We start from the raw sequence: 22,463 nt of genomic DNA, 5'->3' as shown, positions 1-22,463 counted from the left end.
GATCAGGCCGCCTTTCGTTCCATGACGATGCTGCCGGCACCGTCGATATGGGCGTCAAAATTGGTGGAGACGAAGGTGGAGGTCTCGTCCTCCGCGATCACGGCCGGACCTGCGATGGTCGCGCCCGGCGCCATGTCCTCGCGGCGATAGAGCGGAATCTCGATCACCTCGCCTGCCCGGCCGTCGAAGAACTTCCGGCTGCCGACGGCCTTGCCCGCCGGCTTGCGCGCGACGGCTGCGACTGCGGGCGGATTGCGCGCCTCCGTGGTCGCCAGCACCGACCAGCTCAGCACCTCGATCGCGGCGCCCGGAATCGACCGCTCGAACATCGCCGCATAATCGGCCTCGAACTTCCGGCGCAGGCCGGCGAGATCGGTCACCGTCAGCCGCCGGTTCGGCAGCTCGACCGAGATCTCATGGCCCTGACCGACATAACGCATGAAGGCGGCCCGACGCTCGCGCACCGGCGCACCCGCCGCGCCAGGCTCGACCAGCGCGCGCTTCGGTCACCATCTCCTGCAACAGCTCGGAGACCGCCTCGGTGTCGAAATCGTCGAGCCGGACATGGCGGCTGCGCACCAGCTCATAGGCGATCGGCGCGGCCAGGAAGCCGACGGCCGAGCCGACGCCGGCATTCGACGGCACGATCACCCGGGAGACGCCGATCTTCTCGGCAACACGCGCCGCATGCAGCGGCGCAGCACCGCCGAAGGCGATCAACGTGTGCTGGCCGACGATCTCGCCGCGCTCGACCGCATGAACGCGCGCCGCACTCGCCATGTTCTCGCAGACGACCTCGTGCACGGCATAGGCCGCGGTTTCCGCGGACAGGCCGAGCGGCTCGCCGACATGGCGCAGCAGCGCCTGCTTCGAAAGCTCGGGGTCGAGCTTGATGGTGCCGGCCGCGAACGCGTCGGGATCGATCATGCCCAGCGCAACATCCGCATCCGTCACCGCCGGACGCTGGCCGCCACGGCCGTAACAGGCGGGGCCAGGCTCCGACGAGGCGCTCTCCGGGCCGATAGTGACGCGCTTCATGGCATCGACATGGGCGATCGAACCGCCGCCGGCGCCGATCTCGACCATCTCGATCACGGGAATGCGCACCGGCAGACCGGAGCCCTTGAGAAAGCGCGCGGCGCGATCGACCTCGAACACGCGCGACGTCTCGGGCTGGTACTTCTCGATCAGGCAGATCTTTGCGGTGGTGCCGCCCATGTCGAAGGACAGAACCTTGCTCTCGCCGAGCCTTGCCGCGATCTGCGCCGCGAAGATCGCGCCGCCGGCCGGGCCGGATTCGACGAGGCGCACCGGAAAGCGCCGCGCGGTCTCGATCGACGTGACGCCGCCACCGGAGGTGACGAGGTAGATCGCGCCGCGGAACTGCTCGACCTGCAAGGCGTCGGCCATACGGGCGAGATAGCCGTCGATCAGGGGTTGCACATAGGCATTCGCGACCGCAGTCGACGTGCGCTCATACTCGCGGATCTCGGGACAGACGGCGGAGGACACGGTGACGGAGACGCCGGGCATCTCCTCGGCCAGGATCGCGGCGGCACGCCGCTCGTGCTCGGGATTGGCGTAGGAGTGCAGGAAGGCGATCGCGATGCTCTCGACGCCGAGCTCGCGCAATTTCGGGGCGAGCGCGCGCACCGAAGCTTCGTCGAGCGCGAGGCGGACGGTGCCGTGGGCGTCGACGCGCTCGGGCACGGTGAAGCGGAGGGATCGCGGCGCCAGCGGCCTCGGCTTGTCGATGCTGAGGTCGTACTGGTCGTAGCGGCTCTCGGTGCCGATATCGAGCACGTCGCGAAAGCCTTCGGTCGCGATCAACGCGGTCTTGGCACCGCGGCGCTCGATGATCGCATTGGTCGCCAGCGTGGTGCCGTGAATGAAGACATCGATGTCGCTGATATGGGCACGCGCATCGGCGAGAATGAGACGCATGCCGTCGAGCACCGCCTGCTCAGGCCGCTGCGGCGTCGTCAGCAGCTTGCGTGTCTTGCGGTCGTGACCCACGTCCAGCACGATATCCGTGAACGTCCCACCGATATCGACGGCAAGCCGCACCTCGGCTCCCTCAAGCATTCCAAATTCTCCGTGCTGGTCGTCAAAGATTGCGAGCGAAAACGCAGCAATTCCCGTGCCATGAGGCATGCAGGAACGCGCGCCCGGCTATTTTGCGCGGCACCTATGCAATAGGCAAGGCGTGTTCGCCGCGCGTGAGATCAGAGCAGGAATGCAAGCGCCGTCTCGCAGCGCTCCTCGACCTTGAGCGTCAGCAGATCATCGGCGCGGGTGCGGCCGAGATTGATGGCCGCGATCGGAATGTTGCGCTGCGCTGCAGCCTGCACGAAGCGAAAGCCGGAATAGACCATCAGCGACGAGCCGACGATGAGCATGGCGTCGGCCTGCGCCAGGTGATCCTGCGCTGTCGCCACCACGTCGCGCGGCACGTTCTCGCCGAAGAACACGACGTCGGGCTTGAGAATGCCGCCGCAGGCTTCGCAAGCAGGCACCTGGAAGGACGAGAAATCCTCATGCTCCAGATCGGCGTCGCCATCGGGAGCATCGGCCGCATCGAGCGTCAGCCATTGCGCATTGGCGCGGCCGAGCGCATCCTGAAATTCGCTCCGCGGCGTCTTGCGGCCGCAGCCCATGCAGCGAACCAGATCGAGCCGGCCGTGCAGGTCGATCACCTGGCGGTGGCCGGCGGATTGATGCAGCCGGTCGACGTTCTGGGTCAGCAGCATCCCGCAGCGCCCGTTCGCCTCGAGCCGGGCCAGCGCGTGATGCGCATCGTTCGGCCTGGCCTGACCGAACCGCCGCCAGCCGATCAGGCTGCGCGCCCAATAGCGCTGCCGTGTCTGCTCGTCCGACATGAAAGACTGGAAGTTGACCGGCTGGGTCCGCTTCCAATTGCCGTGGCTGTCGCGATAATCAGGAATGCCCGAATTGGTGCTGCAGCCGGCGCCGGTCAGCACGAACAGTCTTTCGTGCCGGTCGATGAAGTGCTGGAGCGGCGGGTTTGACATGGCCCCTATGTAGTCTGCGCGATACGGTGTTGCCAGATCAACGCCGCCGATCGTGGCGGCCTGCGATGGCCGATGGGCGGGATCCGTCCGGGTCCGCCTTGCGCGCGGCCTGCTGCAACGTCTGCCGGAATTCGTCCCGCTTCTCGTGCACCGAGGCGATCGCATGCCCGACCGCAACGCCGAGGCCGACCAGCGCGGCTTCGGAAAGCTGCAGGCTCGCTTCGATGGTTTCGGGCACCGCATCGGTTGCGCCGATCGCGTAGAGGTGGCGGGCATGCTCGGCGTCCCGCGCGCGTGAGACGATCAGCACGTCCGGGCGCACCGCGCGGATTCGCTCGACGACGGCATCGATCGCCGGCCGCGACTGGATGGTGATGATCACGCCGGTCGTCTGCATCAGGCCGCAAGCTTCGAGGAAGCCCGGCTCCGTCGCATCGCCGAAATAGACCTTGTGGCCGTCGCGGCGATCGCGTGCCACGGCGACCGCCTCGTGATCAACCGCGATGTAGTTCAGGCCGTGGCCGGTCAGCAGCGAACAGACGACCTTGCCGACGCGACCATGGCCGATCACGATCGCCTGCGCCCGGTCGCCGGGCGGGCGAACCGCCAGTTCAGGATCGGGCGTGCGTTCGCTGCTCAGCCTCGCGGCCAATCGTCGCCCGAGCATGCCCAGAAGCGGCGTCAACGCCATCGTCACAGCGGTGACGGCCACGGCGAAGCTCGACACGCGGGGCTCGATCATGCCTCCGGCCGCGGCCATTCCGATGCTGACGAAGGCGAATTCGCCGACTGGACTGAGCAGAAATCCGATCTCGATCGCTGCCGGCCATGACAGCCTGAAGAGGCGGCCGAGGGCGATGAGCACGATCGCCTTGCCGACGAGAATACCGACAACGGCGGCCAGCAGCCAACCCGGCTCGCGCAAGAACACGCGAAAGTCGATGGCCATGCCGACGGTGAAGAAGAAGATGCCAAGCAGCAGGCCCTTGAACGGCTCGACGGTGGCCTCGATGGCCTTGCCATACTCCGTTTCCGCCAGCATCAGTCCTGCAACGAAGGCTCCGAGCGCCATCGACAGGCCGGCCTGGTGCGCGGCCAGTCCCGCACCGACGATGACGAACAAGGTCGCGGCGACAAACAACTCGGTCGAATGGGTGCCCGCAACCATCTGGAACAGCGGACGCATCAGCAGCCGTCCGAGCAGGATGAGGACAGTGACCGCCAGCGCGGCCTTCAGGATCGCGCTGGAGATGTGCGCCAGGACGGAGCCGCCGCTGTCTGCGCCCAGCACCGAGACGAAAACCAGAATGGGAACCACCGCGAGATCCTGGGCAATCAGCACCGCGAAGCTGGCGCGCCCGGTCGTGGTCGCAAGCCGCTTCTCACCGGACAGAAGCTCGAGCACGATCGCGGTCGAGGACAGCGCAAGGCTGGCGCCGAGGACGACGGCCATATCGGAGCTCTGCCCGAAGAGAAGCGCCACGCCGGAAATCATCGCGGACGTCACCAGCACCTGCAGGCCACCGAGCCCGAACACCAGACGCCGCATCGTGACGAGCCGCCGGAAAGACAGCTCGAGGCCGATCAGGAAGAGCAGGAAGACGATGCCGAGATTGGCGATACCCTCGACGTTCTGCGCGTCCGTCACCGTAAACCAGTACAGGAACGGGATTTCACGAACCAGCGAGCCGAGCCCGAGCGGACCGAGTATGGCGCCGGCGCCGAGGTAGCCCAGCACGGGATTGATGCCCCAATGGCGGACGATTGGCACCACGACGCCGGCGGTCCCGAGGACCACCAGTGCGTCACTGTAGGCGTTGATGTTGATGGTTGCGGTCACGAGCCCTTCATGTGTCGGCGCTCGCAATAGCGGTCGCTTCGTCGACGGTCGATAGCACATGGCGCCGCAGACCTCTATCCGGTCGCGATCGCCATCCCGGATGGTTCGAAGCCGCCGTTCAGCTTGCCCAATTCTCCCGGAATTCCGAGTACAATGTCAGGCCTCCGCACGCATAGAGGGTCTGTCCGGTGATGTAGCTCGCATCGTCCGAGGCGAGGAAGGCGAAGACGGCGGCGATCTCCTCCGGCGTGCCGACGCGCCCCATCGGAATGTGGCTGGTGACGACGCCGCGCTTTTCGGGGTCGCCGGTCCAGGCCGCATTGATCGGCGTATCGATCGCGCCGGGCCCGACGGCATTGACGCGAATGCCGCGGCCGGCAAATTCGAGCGCCAGCGTGCGCGTCAAATTGGCCATGCCGCCCTTGCTGATCGAATAGGCGAGATAGAAGGGCTTCGGAATGATCTGGTGCACGCTGGAGCAGTTGATGATGCTGCCGCCGCCGCCGCGCTTGACGAAATGCGCAAGTGCCTGCTGCGCGCAGAGCACGGCGCCGTTCAGGTTGACGTCGATGATGCGGCGATAGGTTTCGACGTCGAGCGCCTCGCTCGGCGATTCCTGCTGGAAGCCGGCGTTGTTGACGAGACAATCCAGACGCTTCCAGCGCGAAAGGATCGTCTCGAACATCGCCGCAATGTCCCGCTCGTCGCCGACATTGGCCCTGACGATGCAATGATCGGGCTCGCCGTGGCCGCGGTCGCTCGAAGCTGCCCGCGCGAGGGCGAGCGTCTCCTCCGCCCGCTCGTCGTTCTCGAAATAGTTGATGGCGACGGTCGCACCTTCCTGCGCGAACCTGACGGCGACGGCGCGGCCGATGCCCTGTGAGGCGCCGGTCACCAGCGCATATTGGCCGACAAGGCGCGAGGGAAACGAGGTCGAGCGATCGGGTTGCGGCATGGGTTCTCTCCGGAATGCCTCATCATCGACGGGAGGCGCTTTTTGTTCCATCCCGACCACGCATTTCATTCCGCACGGCGCGCGAGTGGCGACGTCAGGATCTGATAAAGGATGATGGCGCCGAAGGTTGCGGTGCCGATCCCGCCGATCGTGAACGCGCCGAACTTGAGCGTGAGATCGCCTGCGCCCGCGGTCAATGCCACGGCGACGGTGATCAGGTTTGCAGGATCTGCAAAGTCGACCTTGTTCTCGACCCAGATCCGGCCCGCCATCGCCGCGATCAGTCCGAACAGCACGATCGAGAGGCCGCCGATGACGGGACCCGGGATCGACAGGATCAGCGCGCCGAATTTCGGCGAGAAGCCGAGCAGGATAGACACGAGGGCCGCGAAGGCGAACAGCAAGGTCGAATAGACCTTCGTCGCCGCCATGACGCCGATATTCTCGGCATAGGTGGTGACGCCGGTGCCGCCGCCGGAGGCGGCGACGATCGTCGCGAGGCTGTCGGCGAACAGGGCGCGGCCGAGATAGGCATCGAGACTGCGGCCCGTCATGGCGCCGACGGCCTTGATATGGCCGAGGTTCTCGGCGACGAGGATGATCGCGACCGGCGCGATCAAGAAGATGGCATCGGCCTGGAACGTCGGCGCGGTGAAGTTCGGCAGGCCGAGCCACGACGCGGCCGCAAGCTGCGTGAAATCGATCGGCTTTCCGAAGCCGAGCCCGTTCGCGAACAGCAGATACAAGACATATCCGCCGATCGCCCCGAGGATGATCGGCAGCCTTCGCCAAAGGCCTGGAGCTGCAACGGCCACCACGCCGATGATCAGAACCGTGGCGAGCCCGATGGCCGTGTCGAAGGCGCCGGCGCTCACCGACTTGACCGCAACGGGCGCGAGGTTAAGGCCGATGGCGGCGACCACCGCGCCGGTGACGACCGGCGGCATCAGGCGCTCGATCCAGCCGACGCCCGACCACATCACGATCAGCGCGATCACCCCGTACAGGACGCCGGCGCCGATGATGCCGCCGAGCGCGACCGAAATATTGGGATTCGGCCCCTGCCCGGCATAGCCGCTGGCGGCGATGACGACGGCGATGAACGCGAAGCTCGAACCGAGATAGCTCGGCACGCGCCCGGCGACGATGACGAAGAAGATCAGCGTGCCGATACCCGAGAACAGTACCGCAACGTTGGGATCGAACCCCATCAGCAGCGGGGCGATGATCGTGGAGCCGGACATCGCGACGCAATGCTGGAGACCGGAGACAATGGTCTGCCCCCAGGCCAACCGCTCCTCCGGCATGATCACGCCCGAGGTCTTGAGTTTCCACCGCGGAAAATAGCCTTGCGCTTGCCGGTCGGGGTCAGTTGCAGTCGCCATGTTTCCCCCATTGCGGTGCAGCGATCGATCATCGTGCAGACAGACACGAATGTGATTGTCACTCCTGCGGCGGCCATCACATCGTGCAGGTCATGCAAGATCCAGATCCTGCAAGAATGCGTCCCGGGGCCACTCTATGACACAAGTCGCGATCCAGCCAGCCAGCGGCCACCGGCACCAGCCCCGATCCAGGATTCTCTCGCCCAGGTGCTGATCGCGATCGCCGGCGACGCTGCTCTGGCGAGGACGACCGGTTCCCACGCGATAGTTTCCCGGAGTAGAAAATTGGTGCGGCACGCGTCACAACAATCGCATTGAGATCACGGATTGATACTCATTTTTTCCACCCGACGCGCTGGGGGCAGGGCGTCGGGTTTTTGAGAATCACTGACAAATCCAGACCGCCGAGCGGGATCAGACGATTCCGCCATCGATGCGCAGCGCCCTGGCGGCGACATCGATCCGTCGTGTGATCGCGATCGCCTGCAGGAACGCTTCGTCATGGCTGACGACGAGCAGCGCGCCATCATAGGCCTGCAAGCCCGCTTCCACGGCTTCGATGGATTCGAGGTCGAGATGATTGGTCGGCTCGTCAAGGATCAGCAGCGACGGCGGCCGCGGCCCGCCGAGCACGCAGGCCAGGCCCGCGCGAAACATCTGCCCGCCACTCAAACTTCCGACGACCTGCAAGGCGGCATCGGCGCGGAACATGAACCGGGCCAGTGCGGCATGGCACTCGTTCGCGCCCGCCTTCGGGTTGAGACGGCGAAAATTATCCAGAATGGAGAGCCCCGGGTCGAGCAGACTGACTTTCTGATCGAACAGCGCGAAATCCGGCCTGACCCGCACGATCCCCGAGAGCGGGCGCAGCTCGCCCGCGATGAGTTTCAGCAGCGTCGTCTTGCCGGAGCCGTTGGGCCCGACCAGCGCGACACGCTCTGGCCCAACGACAGCGAACGAGAGATCGCGCAGGACCGGCTGCTCAGGTCGGTAGCCGGCGCTGACGCCGTCGAGCCAAAGCACCTCCCTGCCCGCCGGCAGGCCGGTCGCGGGCAACTTGACGGAGAGCGGCTGAAGAATCTCGATGCGCCGGCGCGCCGCGGCGGCGGCCTCAAGCGCTTCCGCGCGCTGCCGCTCGGCGATTTGCGCCGTCTTGCCGCCACTATCCTCGCTGCGATCCTTCCGCGCGCCGGCCAGGATGCGCGGCATGTCGCCCTTGGCGCGCTTGTTTCGCCCGCCGCTGTCCTTGCGCGCTTTCTTCTCCGCCGCCTGCTGCGCCTTCCCGTCGATCTCGGACAGGCGCTTCTCGGCGTGCGCGAGATCGTGCCTGACGGCAGCAAGCTCGACGGATTTCTGTTCGCGAAACCTGCTCCAATTGCCGCCGTAGCGCGCAGCCCCAAGCGACGTCAGCTCGACGATCGCATCCATGGTCTCGAGCAGGCTCCGATCATGGCTGACCACGATCGCACCGCCGCGCCACGCGGCCAGGAGACCGGTCAGGGCCTCGCGTCCAGCCCGATCGAGATTGTTGGTGGGCTCGTCCAGCAGCAGGAAGTCCGGTTCGGCGAAGATCAAGGCCGCCAGCCGGACCCTCGTGATCTGACCGCCGGACAGACGCGACAGCTCCGTATCGGGAGACAGATCGAAGCCGAGGCGCGCCAGCGCGGCCGCCAGCCGAGCTTCGAGCGTCCAGTCGATCGCGGCGAGATCGTCGATCGACGCGTCGCCCCGCTCGGCACGGCGCAGCAGCCCGAGCGCCGGCCCGACGCCGAACAGATCGACCACGTTCGCCCCTGCGGGCAATTGCGCATCCTGGCGCAGCAAGCCAATGCTGCCATTGACCAGAACGCGTCCGGAATGAGGAAGATGCTCCCCTGAGATCGACGCAAGCAGCGTCGTCTTCCCGATGCCGTTGCGGCCGACGAGACCGGTCCGCTCGGCCGCGAATGTCAGATCGAGGTTGGAGACAAGAGAACGGCCGTCAGGCGTGGCCAGCGACAGGTTCGACAGGATGATGGAAGCAGGCATGGAAATCCCCGTGGGCAAGGCGGATGGGCTTTGCGGTCGGGGTCGAATCCATGGCTGCGAATTTCCTGTTTGAGAGCCCTCTGAGTATTCCCTTCGAAGGGCGATATCAAGGCACGGCGCGATGAGGCGACAGCGTGAGAGGCGCTGTCGCCCTCTTTTGGCAAGCGCGATCAGCCCTTCAGCGCGGTGACCACGACCTCGATCAGCGCGCCGCCGCCGAGATCGGCAACGCCGACGGTGGCGCGGGTCGGCAGATTGTCGCCGAAGAACTCGGTCCAGGCCGCATCCATCTCCTTCTTCTTGGATAGATCGGTGACGAAGATCGAGGCGCTGACCACGCGCGACTTGTCGGTGCCCGCCTCCTTCAGATAGCCGGCGATCTTACCCAGAATGTTTCGGGTCTGCTCGCCCATCGAGACCGAGGTGTCGTCGGCGATGGTGCCGCCGAGGAAGACGAAGCCGTTGACCTCGACGGCGCGGTGCATGATGGGCGTACGGATGCTGCGGGTGATGCTCATGATGTCCTCTTGATGCTAGAGCGTGACGATATTCAGTAAGTCTGAATTGGCGAAGCCGGTGAGCCCCCTCTCCCGCTTGCGGGAGAGGGTCGGGGAGAGGGTGTCGCCACAATGGGGCACTCCCCCAGAGGAGGAAGCCCTCACCCGGCGCGCGGGACGATGCTTCGCATCGCCCGGACGCGCCGACCTCTCCGCAAGCGGGAGAGATTGAGCGAGTTCGGAGCAACTGATCGGATTCGACAACACCTCATCCCTGGAGCGTGGAAGGATGGAAGCGGTCGATGCCGAGATCGCTGATCCGGGTCTGGGTGCCGCCGCTGACGATCAGCTCGGCCATCACGGCGCCGGCGCCGGGGCCGAGTTGGAAGCCGTGCAGCGAGAAGCCGAACTGGTGATAGAGGCCCTTGTGACGGCTGCTCGGACCGAATACCGGAATATCGTCCTTCATCTTGGCCTCGATGCCGGCCCAGGCGCGGACGATGGAGGCGCTGCGCATCACTGGAAACAGCTCGAACACGGTCTGCGCGCTGGTCGCGAGGCTCTTCCAGTCGAGCACCGTCTCGTTGCGGTCCTGATAGGGCCTCGCCAGATGGCCGCCGCCGATCAGCACGGTGCCGTTCTTGAATTGTTTGAACGAGAGCTTTCGCCCGCGCAGGATCACGACGGGATCGATGAAGTGCGGCACGCGCGAGGTGATCATCAGCATCGGCGCCACGGTCTCGACCGGAACGGGCTCGCCGAGATCGGCGGCGATCCTGCCGGCCCAGGCGCCGGCGGCATTGACCAGCACCGGCGCGGCGAAGGTTTCAGGACCGACATCGACATGCCAGAGCCCGTCACGGTGCCGGATGTTGCCGGCCGCGACACCCTCGCGCACGGTCGCGCCCAGCCGCTCGGCCTTGCGGCGAAACGCCGTCGTCGTCTGCGCCGGATTGGCCGCGCCGTCACGGCGCGACACGATTCCGCCGGGGCAGGTCTCGGCAACCGCGGGCACCAGACGACGTAGTTCAGCAGCGCCGATCAGCTCCTCGTGGGTGAAGCCCAGCGCGTTGAGCTCGGCGACGCGGGCGCGGCAGGCCGCCAACTCCTCCTCGTTTTCCGCGACCAGCACCTGGCCGTAGCTCTCAAAGCTGCAATCGTCGTCGACGAGATCTGCGATCTTCTCCCAGATTCCCATCGAGCGGATCGAGAGCGGAATCTCGGGGATGTGCCGCGCGAGCTGGCGCACGCCGCCGGCATTGACGCCCGAGGCGTGGCGGCCGGCATAGTCCTTCTCGATCAGCACCGGCTTCAGGCCGGCGAGGCACAGATGCAGCGCAGTCGAGCATCCGTGGATGCCGCCGCCGACGACGATCGCATCCACGTTTTGGGTCATCCGCGAACCACGGCCTTGACGTCCGCCTCGCTCTTGGGAACGGCGGCGAGCTCGGCGAGCGTGATCGGCTTCACCGGCGCGCGCAGCCGGTAATAGCCGATCTCCTGCGGCGTCTTTCCGCGCGCCTGCGCCATCAGCTCGGTGACGGTGAGGCCGCAGAGCCGGCCCTGGCACGGGCCCATGCCGGTGCGGCGATAGGCCTTGAGCTGGTTCGGCCCGGTCGCGCCGATCGCGACGGAATCGAGAACGTCCTTTGCGGTGACCTCTTCGCAGCGGCAGACGATGGTATCGCCCGAGGGAATCCGGAACTGCGGCGCCGGGCGGAACAGTGTGTCGAGGAAGAGGCGGCCGCGCTCGGCCCTGGCGAGATCGGAACGGAGCGTTGCCATCGCTGGGAGCTTCGCCGCAACTGCAGGCGACAAGGCTTCCACGGCCGCGCGCGCCGCGATCCGGCCACGCACCACGGCCGCATTCGCGCCACCGATGCCGGCCCCGTCGCCGGCGATCGCGATGCCGGCGACCGACGAACCGCCGCTCGCATCGAGCACCGGCGACCAGCACAGCTGCAGGTCATCCCAGCGATGCTCGACGCCGGCGGCCATCGCCAGATTGACGTTGGGCACGACGCCTTGATGCAGCAGGAGCAGATCGGCGGGAATGGTCTCGCGCTTGCCGCCCGCGACATAGCTGACGCTGGCAAGCTGGCCCTCACCGGCTGCCGAGAGTTCGGTGACGCCGGAGACGACCTGCACCTTCGCCTTGACCTCGCGCATCATTGCGAGGCCCTTGGCGAAATAGGGCGAGGTCAGGAAGGCAAAGGCATGCGGAAGCGCCGCGAAATAGTTGCTGCGCTCGGTGGTATCGAGGATGCGGTCGATGCGGCCTCCGAGCCGCAGGATTTGTGCAGCGAGCAGCCAGAGCAGCGGGCCCTGCCCGGCGATCACCGTGCGGCCGTCGGGCACCAGCGCCGAGGATTTCAGCATGGTCTGCGCCGCGCCTGCGGTCATCACGCCCGGCAGCGTCCAGCCGGGAATCGGAAACGGCCGCTCCAGTGCGCCGGTCGCCAGGATCACGCGCTTCGCCTTGACGAAGGCGGATGCGCCGCCGATCGAGACGGCGATGTCGAGGTTGCGGTCGAGGCTCCAGACGGTGGCACGATGAATGACCTCCGCGCCGCTCGCGCGCAGCGCCTGCACGAGATCGGCACCGACCCAATAATCGGCGCCGAGCTGGCTGCGGTCGGTCACGGGCGTGGATGCAATCGCGCGAAACACCTGGCCGCCGGGACCCATGTTCTCGTCGAGCAGCAGCGTCGAGAGGCCGGCTTCGGCCGAGGTCGCAGCAGCAGCAAGGCCGGCGGGCCCGGCGCCGATCACCACGACGTCATAGTCTTCACGCCTGGGAGCCACACTCATCTTCCGATCTCCCGCTTGCCCTTCTGGATCTCGATCTGCATGCCTTCGGCCACGGGCACCAGGCAGCCCTGCCGGTTGCCGACGCCGTCGATGGTGACGAGGCAATCGAAGCACACGCCCATCATGCAATAGGGCAACCGCGGCGCGCCGCTCACCGCGGTGGAGCGGCGTGCGTCGACGCCGGAGGCCAGCAGCGCGGCGGAGACCGTGTCGCCCTGGCGCGCCGCGACCGCAACGCCGTCGACGAAGATCTGCACTGGCGGACGCTTGTCCTGTTCGGATCTCTTGAACATCGGGATGCCTCGTGGCTCCTTTATCTGAACTGGTGGAGCGTAAGAAAGTCAGGTGCGGCGGCGATGGCTTCACCTCTCCCCGACGGGGAGAGGTCGGATTGCTTTGGCGCGCAATTGCGCGCCTGAGCAATCCGGGTGAGGGGCCGCGGCACGAGTTGAGCGTGTAACCCCTCACCCGGAGCGCATCTTGCGATGCGCTCCGACCTCTCCCTACGGGAGAGGTGATATGAGTTCCTGGCTGCTGCTGCCATCGCTCCAATCAAAGCCATTCGCACCTCTAGTAGCCGCTGTTGTTCGCCGCGCCCGCTCCGCCAAAACGGCTGGCCGAGAATGCGCCGACCAGTTCGGGCTCGAGCGCGCCCTGCACCACCATGCGCGCGATCTCGAAAGCGTGGTTGGAGGCGAGCGTCACGCCGGAATGGCAGCAGGCGACGAAGGCGCCGGGATGCGTCTTTGACTGGTCGTAGATCGGAAAGCCGTCCTGCGGCATCACGCGGATGCCGGCCCAGCTCCTGACCACGTTGAGGCGCGACAGATGCGGGAACATGCGCTGGGCGCGATCGGTCATCACCGCGCTGATCGAATGCTTCAGCGCGCGATCATCGAGCTCGTCCTCCTTGCTGTCGCCGATCATCACCGTGCCTTCGTCGGTCTGGCGGATCGTCGTCAGCGGGTGCGGCAGGAACGGCATGGTGCGCTCGGTCACCACGATCTGGCCGCGGGTCGGGCCCATCGGGGCATGGAGGCCGACCATCGGCGCCAGCGTCTGGTTGGCGTTGCCCGCGGCCAGCACCACCTTGGCGGCGCGCAGCTCGCCCTTCGGCGTGGTCAGGCGGAATTCGCCGCCGCTCTTGCCGATTGCGGAGACCGGCCGCTCCGGCAGATAGTCGATGCCGAACGCCTTGAAGCCGGTGTGGAACGCGCGAAACGTGCGCAGCGAGTTCACATGTCCATCAAGGGGACAATAGCTGCCGCCGGAGACCTCGGGGCCGATCAGCGGCAGCGACTTCTTCACCTCGGACGCCGAGAGCATCTCCATCTTGTAATCGGCCGCGCCCGTCTGGTTGTGCATGCGCGCGACCAGCTCGGTGCGCTGACCGAATTCGTCCTCGCCGAGGGTGAGGTGAAAGCCGCCATTCTGCTGGAGGCAGACGTCGAGCCCGGTCTGCTGCTTCAGCTCGGACGCCAGCCGGCTCCAGGCCTGCGACGCCCGCACGGTCCACACCGTATAGGCGGGCATGCCGAGCCCCTTGCTCTGCACCCACACCAGCGCGAAGTTCGCGCGCGAGGCGCGCTTGGTGATGTCGCCTTCGTCGAGCACGGCGACCGTCTTGCCGAGCCGGCCAAGGCCCCAGGCAATGGCGGAGCCGAGCAGTCCGCCGCCGACGACGGCGACGTCGTAGTCCGTTCGCATAGGTTCTCCTATCGCCCCGTATCGCCCTTGCCGGCGAGCACGCGGTCGAGCCCGTAGAAGCGGTCGAGCAGAATGAGGGCGGTCATGGTAACAGCGATCACGCAGGCCGAGACCGACGTTACCAGCGGATCGATGTTGTCCTGGATGTAAAGGAACATGCGCACCGGCAATGTCTCGGTGCCGGGCGCGGCGAGGAAGACGGTCATGGTGAGATCGTCGAAGGACTGGATGAAGGCCAGCGCCCAACCACTGATGACGCCGGGCAGGATCAGCGGCAACGTCACGCGCCGGAACAGGGTCCAGCCGCCGGCGCCGAGCGAGACCGCGGCCATCTCGACCGTGCGGTCCATCCCGGTCGCCGCCGCGAGCGTCAGCCGCAGCGCGAACGGAAACACGATGATGACATGGGCGATGATCAGCGCGGCAAAGCTGCCGCCGAGGCCGGCCGAGGTGAAGAAGCGCAGAAAGGCGATGCCGAGCACGACATGCGGGATCATCAGCGGCGACAGGAACAGCGCCGCCAGCGCATCGCGGCCGCGGAAACGATAACGCGCAATCGCGAGCGCCGCCGGCACCGCGAACAACAACGCCACCAAGGAGGACAGCGCCCCTAACCCGAGGCTGACCCAGAAGGCGTGGATGAACTCGGGATAATTCGCGATGGTCCTGAACCAGCGCAGCGAGAAGCCGTTGGTCGGCAGCGACAAATATCCCTCGGGCGTGAACGCGACGAGGCAGACCACAAGGATCGGCGCCACCATGATGACGACGAAGATGGTGTGGAAGATCAACGCGAGGGGGCCGTTCCGCCTCATCGGAACACCTCCGCATAGCGCCGCTCGATCAGCGCGTTGCTGCCGACGACGATCAGCACCAGTGCAGCCAGCAACAGCGTTGCGACCGCGGCTCCGAGCGGCCAGTTCAGCGTGTTGAGGAATTCGTCATAGGCCAGCGTCGCGGCAACCTTGAGCCGGCGGCCGCCGATGATCGCGGGCGTCGCAAACGCGCTGGCCGAGAGCGAGAACACGATGATGGCCCCCGACAGCACGCCCGGCATGATCTGCGGCATGATGATGCGGCGGATGGTGGTGACGGGACCGGCGCCGAGCGACATCGCCGCGTTCTCGATCTGCGGATCGAGCCGCTGCAGCGCCGCCCACACCGACAGCACCATGAACGGCATCATGACATGCGCGAGCGCGATCACCATGCCGGTTTCGGTGAACATGAAGGGAATGGGGGAACGCATCACCCCGAGCGACATCAAGAGCTTGTTGACGAGGCCGTTGTTGCCGCCGAACAGCAGCGCCCAGCCGAGCGTACGCGCCACCACGGAGATCAAGAGCGGCCCGAGGATGACCAGCAGGAAGAAGCTTTTCCACCGGCCGCTCATGCGGTTGAGGATATAGGCTTCGGGCGCGCCCAACACGGCAGTGAGGAGTGTCGTCAGGATCGCGACGCGAAACGTCCGCCAGAACATTTCCGCGTAATAGGGATCGGTCGCGATCTCGTGCCAGTTCTTGAGGATGAAGACCGGCTCGATGCCCTTGTACTGGCCCCAATCGTGGAACGACAGCATCACGGTCATCGCCAGCGGGATCAAGAGCACGCCGACGAACAGCATCAAGGCAGGCGCCGTCAGCGCCCATGGCGCGCGCGTGCTGCGCTCCTCGGCGGCCATGCTCATGCGGCAGTCCTCGCGCGCACGCTCATGTCCTCGGGCCGCCAGGTGAGGCGAACGGCCTCGCCTTCGGCCGGTTGCGCCTTGCCGTCGTTCTGGCGGATCACGATCGCCGGGCCGCACTCGCTCTCGCACTGGAATAGCCAGTGATTGCCCTGGAAAATCCGCGTGATGATCTTTGCACCAAGACCGGCATCGCCAAAACCGATCCTCTCGGGGCGAATGCTGACCGTCACGGGGCCGTTAAAGCCCACCGGCGCCGGCGCGCTCCAGGAGCCCGCCACCAGCTGCGCGGGCGCCGCGGTGCGGTCGATCGTCCCGGCAAAGTCGTTGGTCTTGCCGAGGAACTGCGAGACGAAGGCGGAGGCCGGCTTCTCATAGGTCTCCTGCGGCGTGCCGATCTGCTCGATCTTGCCCTGGCTCATCACCACGATGCGGTCGGACAGCGACATCGCCTCGTTCTGGTCATGGGTGACCAGGATCGTCGTGGTGCCGACGGTGCGCTGGATCTGGCGCAGCTCGATCTGCATTTCCTCACGCAGCTTGGCGTCGAGGTTCGACAGCGGCTCGTCGAGCAGCAGCACGCTCGGCTTGATCACCAGCGCGCGCGCCAGCGCCACGCGCTGCTGCTGGCCGCCGGACATGCGGCGGGGATGACGGTCCTCAAAGCCGGCAAGGCCGACCATCGCGAGCGCGGAGCGAACGCGCTCGGCCCGCTCGCCGCGCGGCACGTTGCGCATCTCGAGGCCGAAGGCGACGTTCTCCGCCGCCGTCATGTGCGGAAACAGCGCGTAGCTCTGGAACACGATGCCGAGCCCGCGCTTGGCCGGATGGATCGCGGTCAGGTCCTTGCCTTCGAGGCGAATGGTGCCACGCGTGGGATCAAGGAAGCCCGCGATCATCTGCAGCGTCGTGGTCTTGCCGCAGCCGGACGGGCCGAGGAAGGAGATGAACTCCCCCTTCCCCACCGACAGGCTGAAGTCGTCGACCACGGTCTGCGCGCCAAACTGCTTTGCGACCCGATCGAGCTCGAGATAGGCCATGACGCTGTCTCCGCCGCGACCGATCAGCGCTCGACCTCGCGATTCCAGCGCTTGGTCCATTCCTCGCGCTTCTCGTTAATGACGGTCCAGTCCGGATTATAGAGCTTGGCCGCACGCTCCCCGATCGGCGCCATCTTGCCGAGCTCGGGCGGGATCACCAGCGATTTCAGCACCGGGCCGTAACCGTAGTCCTTCAGCAGCACGAGCTGGATCTTCGGATCGAGCAGCATCTTGACGAAGCTCGCGGCGAGCGGCGAGGCGTTGGGCTTATTGATCGGACACGCCGTGGTCAGCAGCGTCGCCGCACCTTCCTTCGGATAGACGAAGTCGACGGGGAAGCCGGTATTGGCAAAGCTCTGCACGCGGCCGGTGCCCCACACCGCGATCACGGCCTGGCCGGACTGGAACAGCTCGGTCATCTTGCCCGGCGACGGCTCGTAGGCGAGCACGTTCGGATTGATCTGCTCCTTGAAAATCTTGAAGCCGGACTCGACGTTGGTCTCGCCGCCGCCGTTCATCTTCGACAGCATCACCAGCGCCTCGAGGCCGTAGGTGTTGTTGATCGGCGGGATCACGAGCTGCTTGGCGTATTTGGTGTCCTTCAGGTCGTTCCAGGAGGTCGGCGGCGCCCAGCCTTTCTCCTTGAACACCTTGGTGTTGTACATCAGGCCGGTCGCGACGATGCCGATCGCGACCGCACGGTCGTCCTTGAAGCGGGCGGTATCGTAGAGATCGGCCGGCAGTCCCTCGAGCTTGCTGCAGAAGCCGAGCTGGATCGCCTGGTACATCGGGCCGTCGTCGACGATGGCGACGTCGATCTGCTGGTTGCCCTTCTGCGCCTGGAGCTTGGCCAGCGTGTCGGTGGAGTTGCCGGCGACGTACTCGACCTTGACGCCGTTCTCCTTCTCGAAAGCCGGGATCACCTCGTCACGGATGGTCTTCTCGAACGAACCGCCGTAGCCGGCGATATAAAGCGTCTTTTGCTGGGCCGAGGCGGCTGACGGGGCGGCAATGAGCGCTGCGATGCTGACCGCGGTCAGAAGGCGAAAAGTCTTCATGTGGACCGATCTCCATACCGGAATGAGGTGACGTGCCGACAAATCCGGCTGGAGCGCCTTCCGCATTTCCTTCCGCGCAAATTCCCTTGAGATCAGGGCTCCGGCCCCTGTTCGGCGGGTTTTGGCGCGATTTGGAGGTTTGAACGCCTCCAATCTGCCGAAAAAGCGAGCTGGCTCCAGCTCTGATGAAAAAGATCGCAAACCCAAGCTTCCATCGTCCAATGAATAATGGCACCCTCTGCATGCCGAAATATTATGATTGGACGACGGGATGGCGCGGATCAATTCGCGGCAGGTGGAGGCCTTCCGCGCGATGATGCTGACCGGCAGCGTCACCGAGGCTGCCAAGCTGATGGTGGTGACGCAGCCAGCGGTCAGCCGCTTGCTGCGCGACTTCCAGGCGCTGTTGAAGATGGAGCTGTTCGAGCGGCGCGGCACCGGCCTGGTGCCGACTGCGGCGGCGATGGCGCTCTACACCGAGGTCGAGCGCTCGTTCGTCGGCCTCGAGCGCATCACGGCGGCCGCCGAGGAAATCCGCGGCCGCCGCACCGGCTCGCTGCGCATCGCCGCGCTGCCGGCGCTTGCGAACGGCTTCTTGCCGCGCCTGGCCGGGCACTTCCTTCAGGAGCGGCCGAACCTCAACCTCGCCTTCTTCGGCGTAATCTCGCCGATCGTGGTCGACTGGGTTCTGAACAATCAATGCGACATCGGCTTCGCCGAGGTGCCGATCGCCCATTCCGGCCTGCCGAGCCTGCGGCTGCCGGCGCCGGCGCGCGTCGCGGTGCTGCCGAGCGGTCATCGCCTCGCGGAGAAGGAAGTGCTGGAGCCGCGCGATTTCGAAGGCGAGACGTTCATCTCGCTGTCGGCGGGATCTTCGAGCCGGCATCTCGTCGACCAGGTCTTCAATCGCCACGAGGTCCGCCGGGTGCTCAGGGTCGAGACGACGTTGTCGGAGATCATGTGCGGCATGGTATCGTCAGGGCTCGGCGTCGCGATCTGCGACCCCTTCACCGCGCGGGAATTCGCCACCCGCGGCGTGGTCGCGCGTCGCTTCCTGCCGCGCATCGACTTCGAATTCTCCGCCGTCTTTCCGGCCCAGCGCAGCCCGTCGCCGGTGGCGCTGGATCTGGTCGAGACCATGCGCAAGGCGCTGGCAGAATTCGAGGACGAGGCCGCGCAGGATGTTGCGAGCGGCTGACCTTGCCGGCGGCTGATTTGGACGCCGCACGGCGCCTGCTGTAGTCTCCCTGTCTTCGCGAGGGCACATGGCACGCATCACCATCATCGAGACCGGAGCGGTCCCGCAAGAGCACCGCGAGCGCCACGGTTCATTTCCCGATATGTTCGAGCGCATGATCCGCGCCGAAGACCCCACCGCCAAGATCGAGGTCGTCAGCATCCCGAATGGCGATGCGCTTCCCGATCCGGGCGAGCTCGAGGCGGTCCTGATCACCGGCGCGGCCGCTGGCGTCTATGACGGGCTCGACTGGATCGCACCGCTGGAAGATTTCGTGCGCACGGCCCACGTCAGCAAGACGCCGATGGTCGGCGTCTGCTTCGGCCATCAGCTGATCGCGCAGGCGCTCGGCGGCACCGTGCGCAAGTCGGAGAACGGCTGGGGCATCGGCCGGCACGTTTATCGGGTGCTGCCGGGGAACGGAATCATCGAAGGCGAAGCGGTCGCGATCGCCGCCTCGCATCAGGACCAGGTGATCGAGCCCCCGAGCGATGCGCTGACGATCCTGTCGTCGGCGTTCACCCCGCACGCCGGCCTGCTCTACGCCAACGGCACGACGCTGAGCGTGCAGCCGCACCCCGAATTCGACGTCGCGTTCGCGCAAGTCTGCTGCGATCTGCGCGACGGCAAGGCGCCGGACCATGTCGTCGCGACGGCACGGGCATCGCTGGCGCAGCCGATGGATAACGCGAAGCTCGGTGCGGCGATTACGAGGTTCTTGGCGCGACGCGCCTAGCTAGACGAGACGTCCCCCTTCCTTCTCCCCTTGTGGGAGAAGGTGGCGCGAAGCGCCGGATGAGGGGTTCTATCCGCTCGTTAGACTGCTCGCGAGGAGACAAACCCCTCACCCGTCTTCGCTTCGCGAAGCCACCCTCTCCCACTGTTCAGACCGGGGAGATGGTGGACGGGTGTTCGGAGACATCGTGGACACTTTCGACAGCTCAGTACCGTAGGGTGGGCAAAGCGAAGCGTGCCCACGTCCTGCCTATTTGGTGAGACGACGTGGGCACGGCGCAAGTGCGCCTTTGCCCACCCTACGATGCCGGACTCGCGGAGAGAGACCCCTCACCCGTCTTCGCTTCGCGAAGCCACCCGCTCTCACAAGGGGAGAGACTTCAGCAAGCGCGCCGCGCTATCTCGCGAACCTCAGAACGGATCGCTTCCCAATCCCGGCACATCGGCCGGTCGCGGCCCCGGCGCGGACCAGTGAAACCGGCGGTCTTTCTCGGCGATCATGATGTCGTTGATCGACGCCTCGCGCCGCTTCATCAGGCCGTGCTCGTCGAACTCCCACTGCTCGTTGCCGTAGGAGCGATACCACTGGCCTTTTCCATCGTGCCACTCGTACTGGAAGCGTACCGCGATGCGGTTGCCGTCGAAGGCCCAGAGGTCCTTGATCAGGCGATAATCCTGCTCCTTCTCCCATTTGCGGGTCAGGAAGGCGACGATCGCTTCGCGGCCCTGAAACACCTCGGAGCGATTGCGCCAGCGGCTGTCCTCGGTGTAGGCGAGCGACACGCGCACCGGATCGCGTGAATTCCAGGCGTCCTCGGCCATGCGCGCTTTCTGCGCGGCGGTCTCACGGGTAAAGGGCGGAAGCGGCGGGCGCGACATGTTGGCCTCATCGGTTGATCGGGGCCGCAATCTATCGCCGCATTGGACGGAGTCGATAGGCCACAACCTATCGGGCGATCACGAAATCAAATCGGCCTTCATCAGCGTGCGGATCGATTTCGGGATTGGCTGGGCGCGGCCGCCGCTGATGAAGGCGACGCGGACCTCGGCCTTCACCAGCACGTCGTCCCCGCGCCGCACCTCCTGCGCCAGCATGATCGAGGCGCCCTTCACCGCGACAGGCCAGGTCACGACGTCGAGCACGTCGTCCATACGCGCGGGCTTGAGAAAGTCCAGATGCATCGAGCGCACCACGAAGGCGTAGCCTGTGCCTTCCGTCTCGGCCTGCTCGAACAGCGCCTGCTGCTCGGCGCCCATCAAGCGCAGATGATTGGTGCGTCCACGCTCCATGTAGCGCAGATAATTGGCGTGATAGACGATGCCGGAAAAATCCGTGTCCTCGTAATAGACGCGGACCTGCATGTGATGGCGGCCGTCGCGGATCTCGCCGTCGAGATGAGCTGTCACGTCGCGAGCCTCTTCGCTTGTCGCTTATCGGCCCGTTTTTGCGCAAAAACTGCCGCCGGCGCAAGCGGAGCTAGGACACAACCGGCCCTGTCCTTCCCAGCGTCACCTCGACGATCTCGGGCGGCACGCCGACGCGGACCGGCATGATGCTGCAACCGAGGCCGCCTGAGACGATGAGATCGCATTTCAGCCTGATATGGCCATAGGCGAGCCGGATGCCCCGCTGCTTTGCGACGGCGGGCGACCAGCCGAGCAGGCGAACCTGGCCGCCATGGGTATGGCCGGACAATTGCAGCGCGACGCGCGCGGGAACGCGCGGCGCAATGTTGGGCTCGTGCGCGAGCAGGATCACGGGCGCATCGTCAGTGACCTTGGCGAGCGTGGCGTTGAGATCGTCGGCGCCGAAGTGCGCCATGCTGCGCAAGCGCCGCGCCGGCAGGAAGGCCAGCTGATCACCCAAGCCGGCGAGCCAGAATGGGCGGCCGTCCTTGGTGAGGCGCACCGCGTCGTTCTCGTAGACAGCAATGCCGGCGGCCTCGAGCGCACGATGCGCCATCGTCGGCCCGCGCCCCGTGCGCTGCACGGTCCTGTCGTCCCAGTAATCGTGATTGCCCATGACGGCGTGGACGCCGAGCGGCGCCTTGAGGCCGGCGAGCACCCTCGCCCATTCCCTCGACGGAATGATGCGCGTGACATGGTGCAGACCGGCGACATAGTCGCCGAGTAGCACGACGATATCGGGCTTCAGCGCGTTGGTGCGCTCGACGATGCCCTCGATCCGCTCCAGCGACATCCAGGGATCGCAGGCATGGATGTCGGCGATGGCGGCGATCTTCAGCGAAAGATCCGCCGGCCATTGCCGCGGCCTCGGATGATAGCGGGTGACGCGGAGCCGCAGCACCGGCTCGACGCCGACGCCATAGGCCGCGGTGGAGACGCCGAGGGCAGACAGGGCGCCGATGGAACGGATGAAATGACGTCGCGTGATCATGAAAGCCCGATCGGGATGCGCGCTCTTGATGCGGTCCGATTGGAGCGGAATTGGGG

The 22,463-nt window shown here is 66.0% G+C and carries 19 protein-coding genes and 1 pseudogene; 2 read left to right on the top strand and 18 right to left on the bottom strand.

From position 1 onward, the window contains the following. Positions 1-2 precede the first annotated feature (2 nt). From DCM80_RS18115 to DCM80_RS18045, 15 genes and pseudogenes are all read right to left on the bottom strand, one after another. Positions 3-2,085: pseudogene (locus DCM80_RS18115) on the bottom strand (hydantoinase/oxoprolinase family protein). A 140-nt stretch (positions 2,086-2,225) separates the two neighbouring features. Next, entirely contained in the window at positions 2,226-3,032 is an 807-nt protein-coding gene (locus DCM80_RS18110; RefSeq protein ID WP_257192931.1) for an NAD-dependent protein deacetylase, read from the bottom strand. 37 nt (positions 3,033-3,069) lie between these two features. Then, positions 3,070-4,872 (bottom strand): cation:proton antiporter, encoded by a 1,803-nt coding sequence (locus tag DCM80_RS18105; protein WP_257192930.1) that lies wholly within the window; start codon positions 4,870-4,872, stop codon positions 3,070-3,072. A gap of 118 nt (positions 4,873-4,990) precedes the next feature. Then, on the bottom strand, positions 4,991-5,827 hold the full coding sequence (locus tag DCM80_RS18100; protein ID WP_257192929.1) for an SDR family oxidoreductase: 837 nt from the start codon (positions 5,825-5,827) through the stop codon (positions 4,991-4,993). A gap of 65 nt (positions 5,828-5,892) precedes the next feature. Next, complete coding sequence (locus DCM80_RS18095; RefSeq protein WP_257192927.1) at positions 5,893-7,212, bottom strand: solute carrier family 23 protein; 1,320 nt, start codon at positions 7,210-7,212, stop codon at positions 5,893-5,895. Between the two features lie 414 nt (positions 7,213-7,626). Next, positions 7,627-9,240 carry an ABC-F family ATP-binding cassette domain-containing protein gene (locus DCM80_RS18090; RefSeq protein WP_257192925.1) on the bottom strand — a complete coding sequence of 538 codons (1,614 nt, stop codon included), beginning with the start codon at positions 9,238-9,240 and terminating at the stop codon, positions 7,627-7,629. Positions 9,241-9,410: 170 nt separating this feature from the next. After that, entirely contained in the window at positions 9,411-9,758 is a 348-nt protein-coding gene (locus DCM80_RS18085; protein ID WP_257192923.1) for a RidA family protein, read from the bottom strand. Positions 9,759-10,005: 247 nt separating this feature from the next. Then, positions 10,006-11,133 (bottom strand): FAD-binding oxidoreductase, encoded by a 1,128-nt coding sequence (locus DCM80_RS18080; RefSeq protein ID WP_257192922.1) that lies wholly within the window; start codon positions 11,131-11,133, stop codon positions 10,006-10,008. Beyond that, positions 11,130-12,548 (bottom strand): FAD-dependent oxidoreductase, encoded by a 1,419-nt coding sequence (locus DCM80_RS18075; protein ID WP_257192921.1) that lies wholly within the window; start codon positions 12,546-12,548, stop codon positions 11,130-11,132. The genes DCM80_RS18080 and DCM80_RS18075 overlap by 4 nt, the downstream gene beginning before the upstream one ends. After that, positions 12,545-12,841, bottom strand: a complete 297-nt coding sequence (locus DCM80_RS18070) for a (2Fe-2S)-binding protein (RefSeq protein WP_257176709.1) — start codon at positions 12,839-12,841, stop codon at positions 12,545-12,547. Before DCM80_RS18070 ends, DCM80_RS18075 begins: the two co-directional genes overlap by 4 nt. Positions 12,842-13,118: 277 nt before the next feature. Next, the gene (locus DCM80_RS18065; RefSeq protein ID WP_257192919.1) at positions 13,119-14,255 is read right to left on the bottom strand and encodes an FAD-binding oxidoreductase; all 1,137 of its coding nucleotides are present in this window, start codon (positions 14,253-14,255) and stop codon (positions 13,119-13,121) included. Positions 14,256-14,263: 8 nt separating this feature from the next. After that, positions 14,264-15,070 carry an ABC transporter permease gene (locus DCM80_RS18060; protein WP_257192918.1) on the bottom strand — a complete coding sequence of 269 codons (807 nt, stop codon included), beginning with the start codon at positions 15,068-15,070 and terminating at the stop codon, positions 14,264-14,266. Beyond that, a complete protein-coding gene (locus DCM80_RS18055) occupies positions 15,067-15,942 on the bottom strand; it encodes an ABC transporter permease (protein WP_257192917.1) in 876 nt (291 codons plus the stop codon). Before DCM80_RS18055 ends, DCM80_RS18060 begins: the two co-directional genes overlap by 4 nt. Further along, entirely contained in the window at positions 15,939-16,979 is a 1,041-nt protein-coding gene (locus DCM80_RS18050) for an ABC transporter ATP-binding protein (protein WP_257192916.1), read from the bottom strand. The genes DCM80_RS18055 and DCM80_RS18050 overlap by 4 nt, the downstream gene beginning before the upstream one ends. 23 nt (positions 16,980-17,002) lie before the next feature. After that, positions 17,003-18,037 carry an ABC transporter substrate-binding protein gene (locus DCM80_RS18045; RefSeq protein ID WP_257176704.1) on the bottom strand — a complete coding sequence of 345 codons (1,035 nt, stop codon included), beginning with the start codon at positions 18,035-18,037 and terminating at the stop codon, positions 17,003-17,005. 271 nt (positions 18,038-18,308) lie between these two features. Here DCM80_RS18045 and DCM80_RS18040 point away from each other — a divergent pair, with 271 nt between their 5' ends. After that, complete coding sequence (locus tag DCM80_RS18040) at positions 18,309-19,235, top strand: LysR substrate-binding domain-containing protein (RefSeq protein ID WP_028138440.1); 927 nt, start codon at positions 18,309-18,311, stop codon at positions 19,233-19,235. A gap of 67 nt (positions 19,236-19,302) precedes the next feature. Further along, entirely contained in the window at positions 19,303-20,010 is a 708-nt protein-coding gene (locus DCM80_RS18035) for a type 1 glutamine amidotransferase (RefSeq protein ID WP_257192915.1), read from the top strand. 410 nt (positions 20,011-20,420) lie between these two features. Here the strand turns inward: DCM80_RS18035 and DCM80_RS18030 are convergent, their stop codons facing one another. From DCM80_RS18030 to DCM80_RS18020, 3 genes are all read right to left on the bottom strand, one after another. Continuing rightward, positions 20,421-20,888 (bottom strand): nuclear transport factor 2 family protein, encoded by a 468-nt coding sequence (locus DCM80_RS18030; protein ID WP_257192914.1) that lies wholly within the window; start codon positions 20,886-20,888, stop codon positions 20,421-20,423. Between the two features lie 78 nt (positions 20,889-20,966). Continuing rightward, positions 20,967-21,416, bottom strand: coding sequence for a tol-pal system-associated acyl-CoA thioesterase (ybgC, locus tag DCM80_RS18025; protein WP_028138443.1), 450 nt, complete (start codon positions 21,414-21,416; stop codon positions 20,967-20,969). A 70-nt stretch (positions 21,417-21,486) separates the two neighbouring features. Further along, complete coding sequence (locus tag DCM80_RS18020; protein ID WP_257192913.1) at positions 21,487-22,407, bottom strand: metallophosphoesterase; 921 nt, start codon at positions 22,405-22,407, stop codon at positions 21,487-21,489. Positions 22,408-22,463 lie beyond the last annotated feature (56 nt).

This window comes from Bradyrhizobium sp. WBOS08, assembly GCF_024585125.1.
Classification (GTDB): domain Bacteria; phylum Pseudomonadota; class Alphaproteobacteria; order Rhizobiales; family Xanthobacteraceae; genus Bradyrhizobium; species Bradyrhizobium japonicum_B.
The sequence above is the reverse complement of the archived record's forward strand: the minus strand, read 5'-3'. Positions and strand labels throughout refer to the sequence as shown.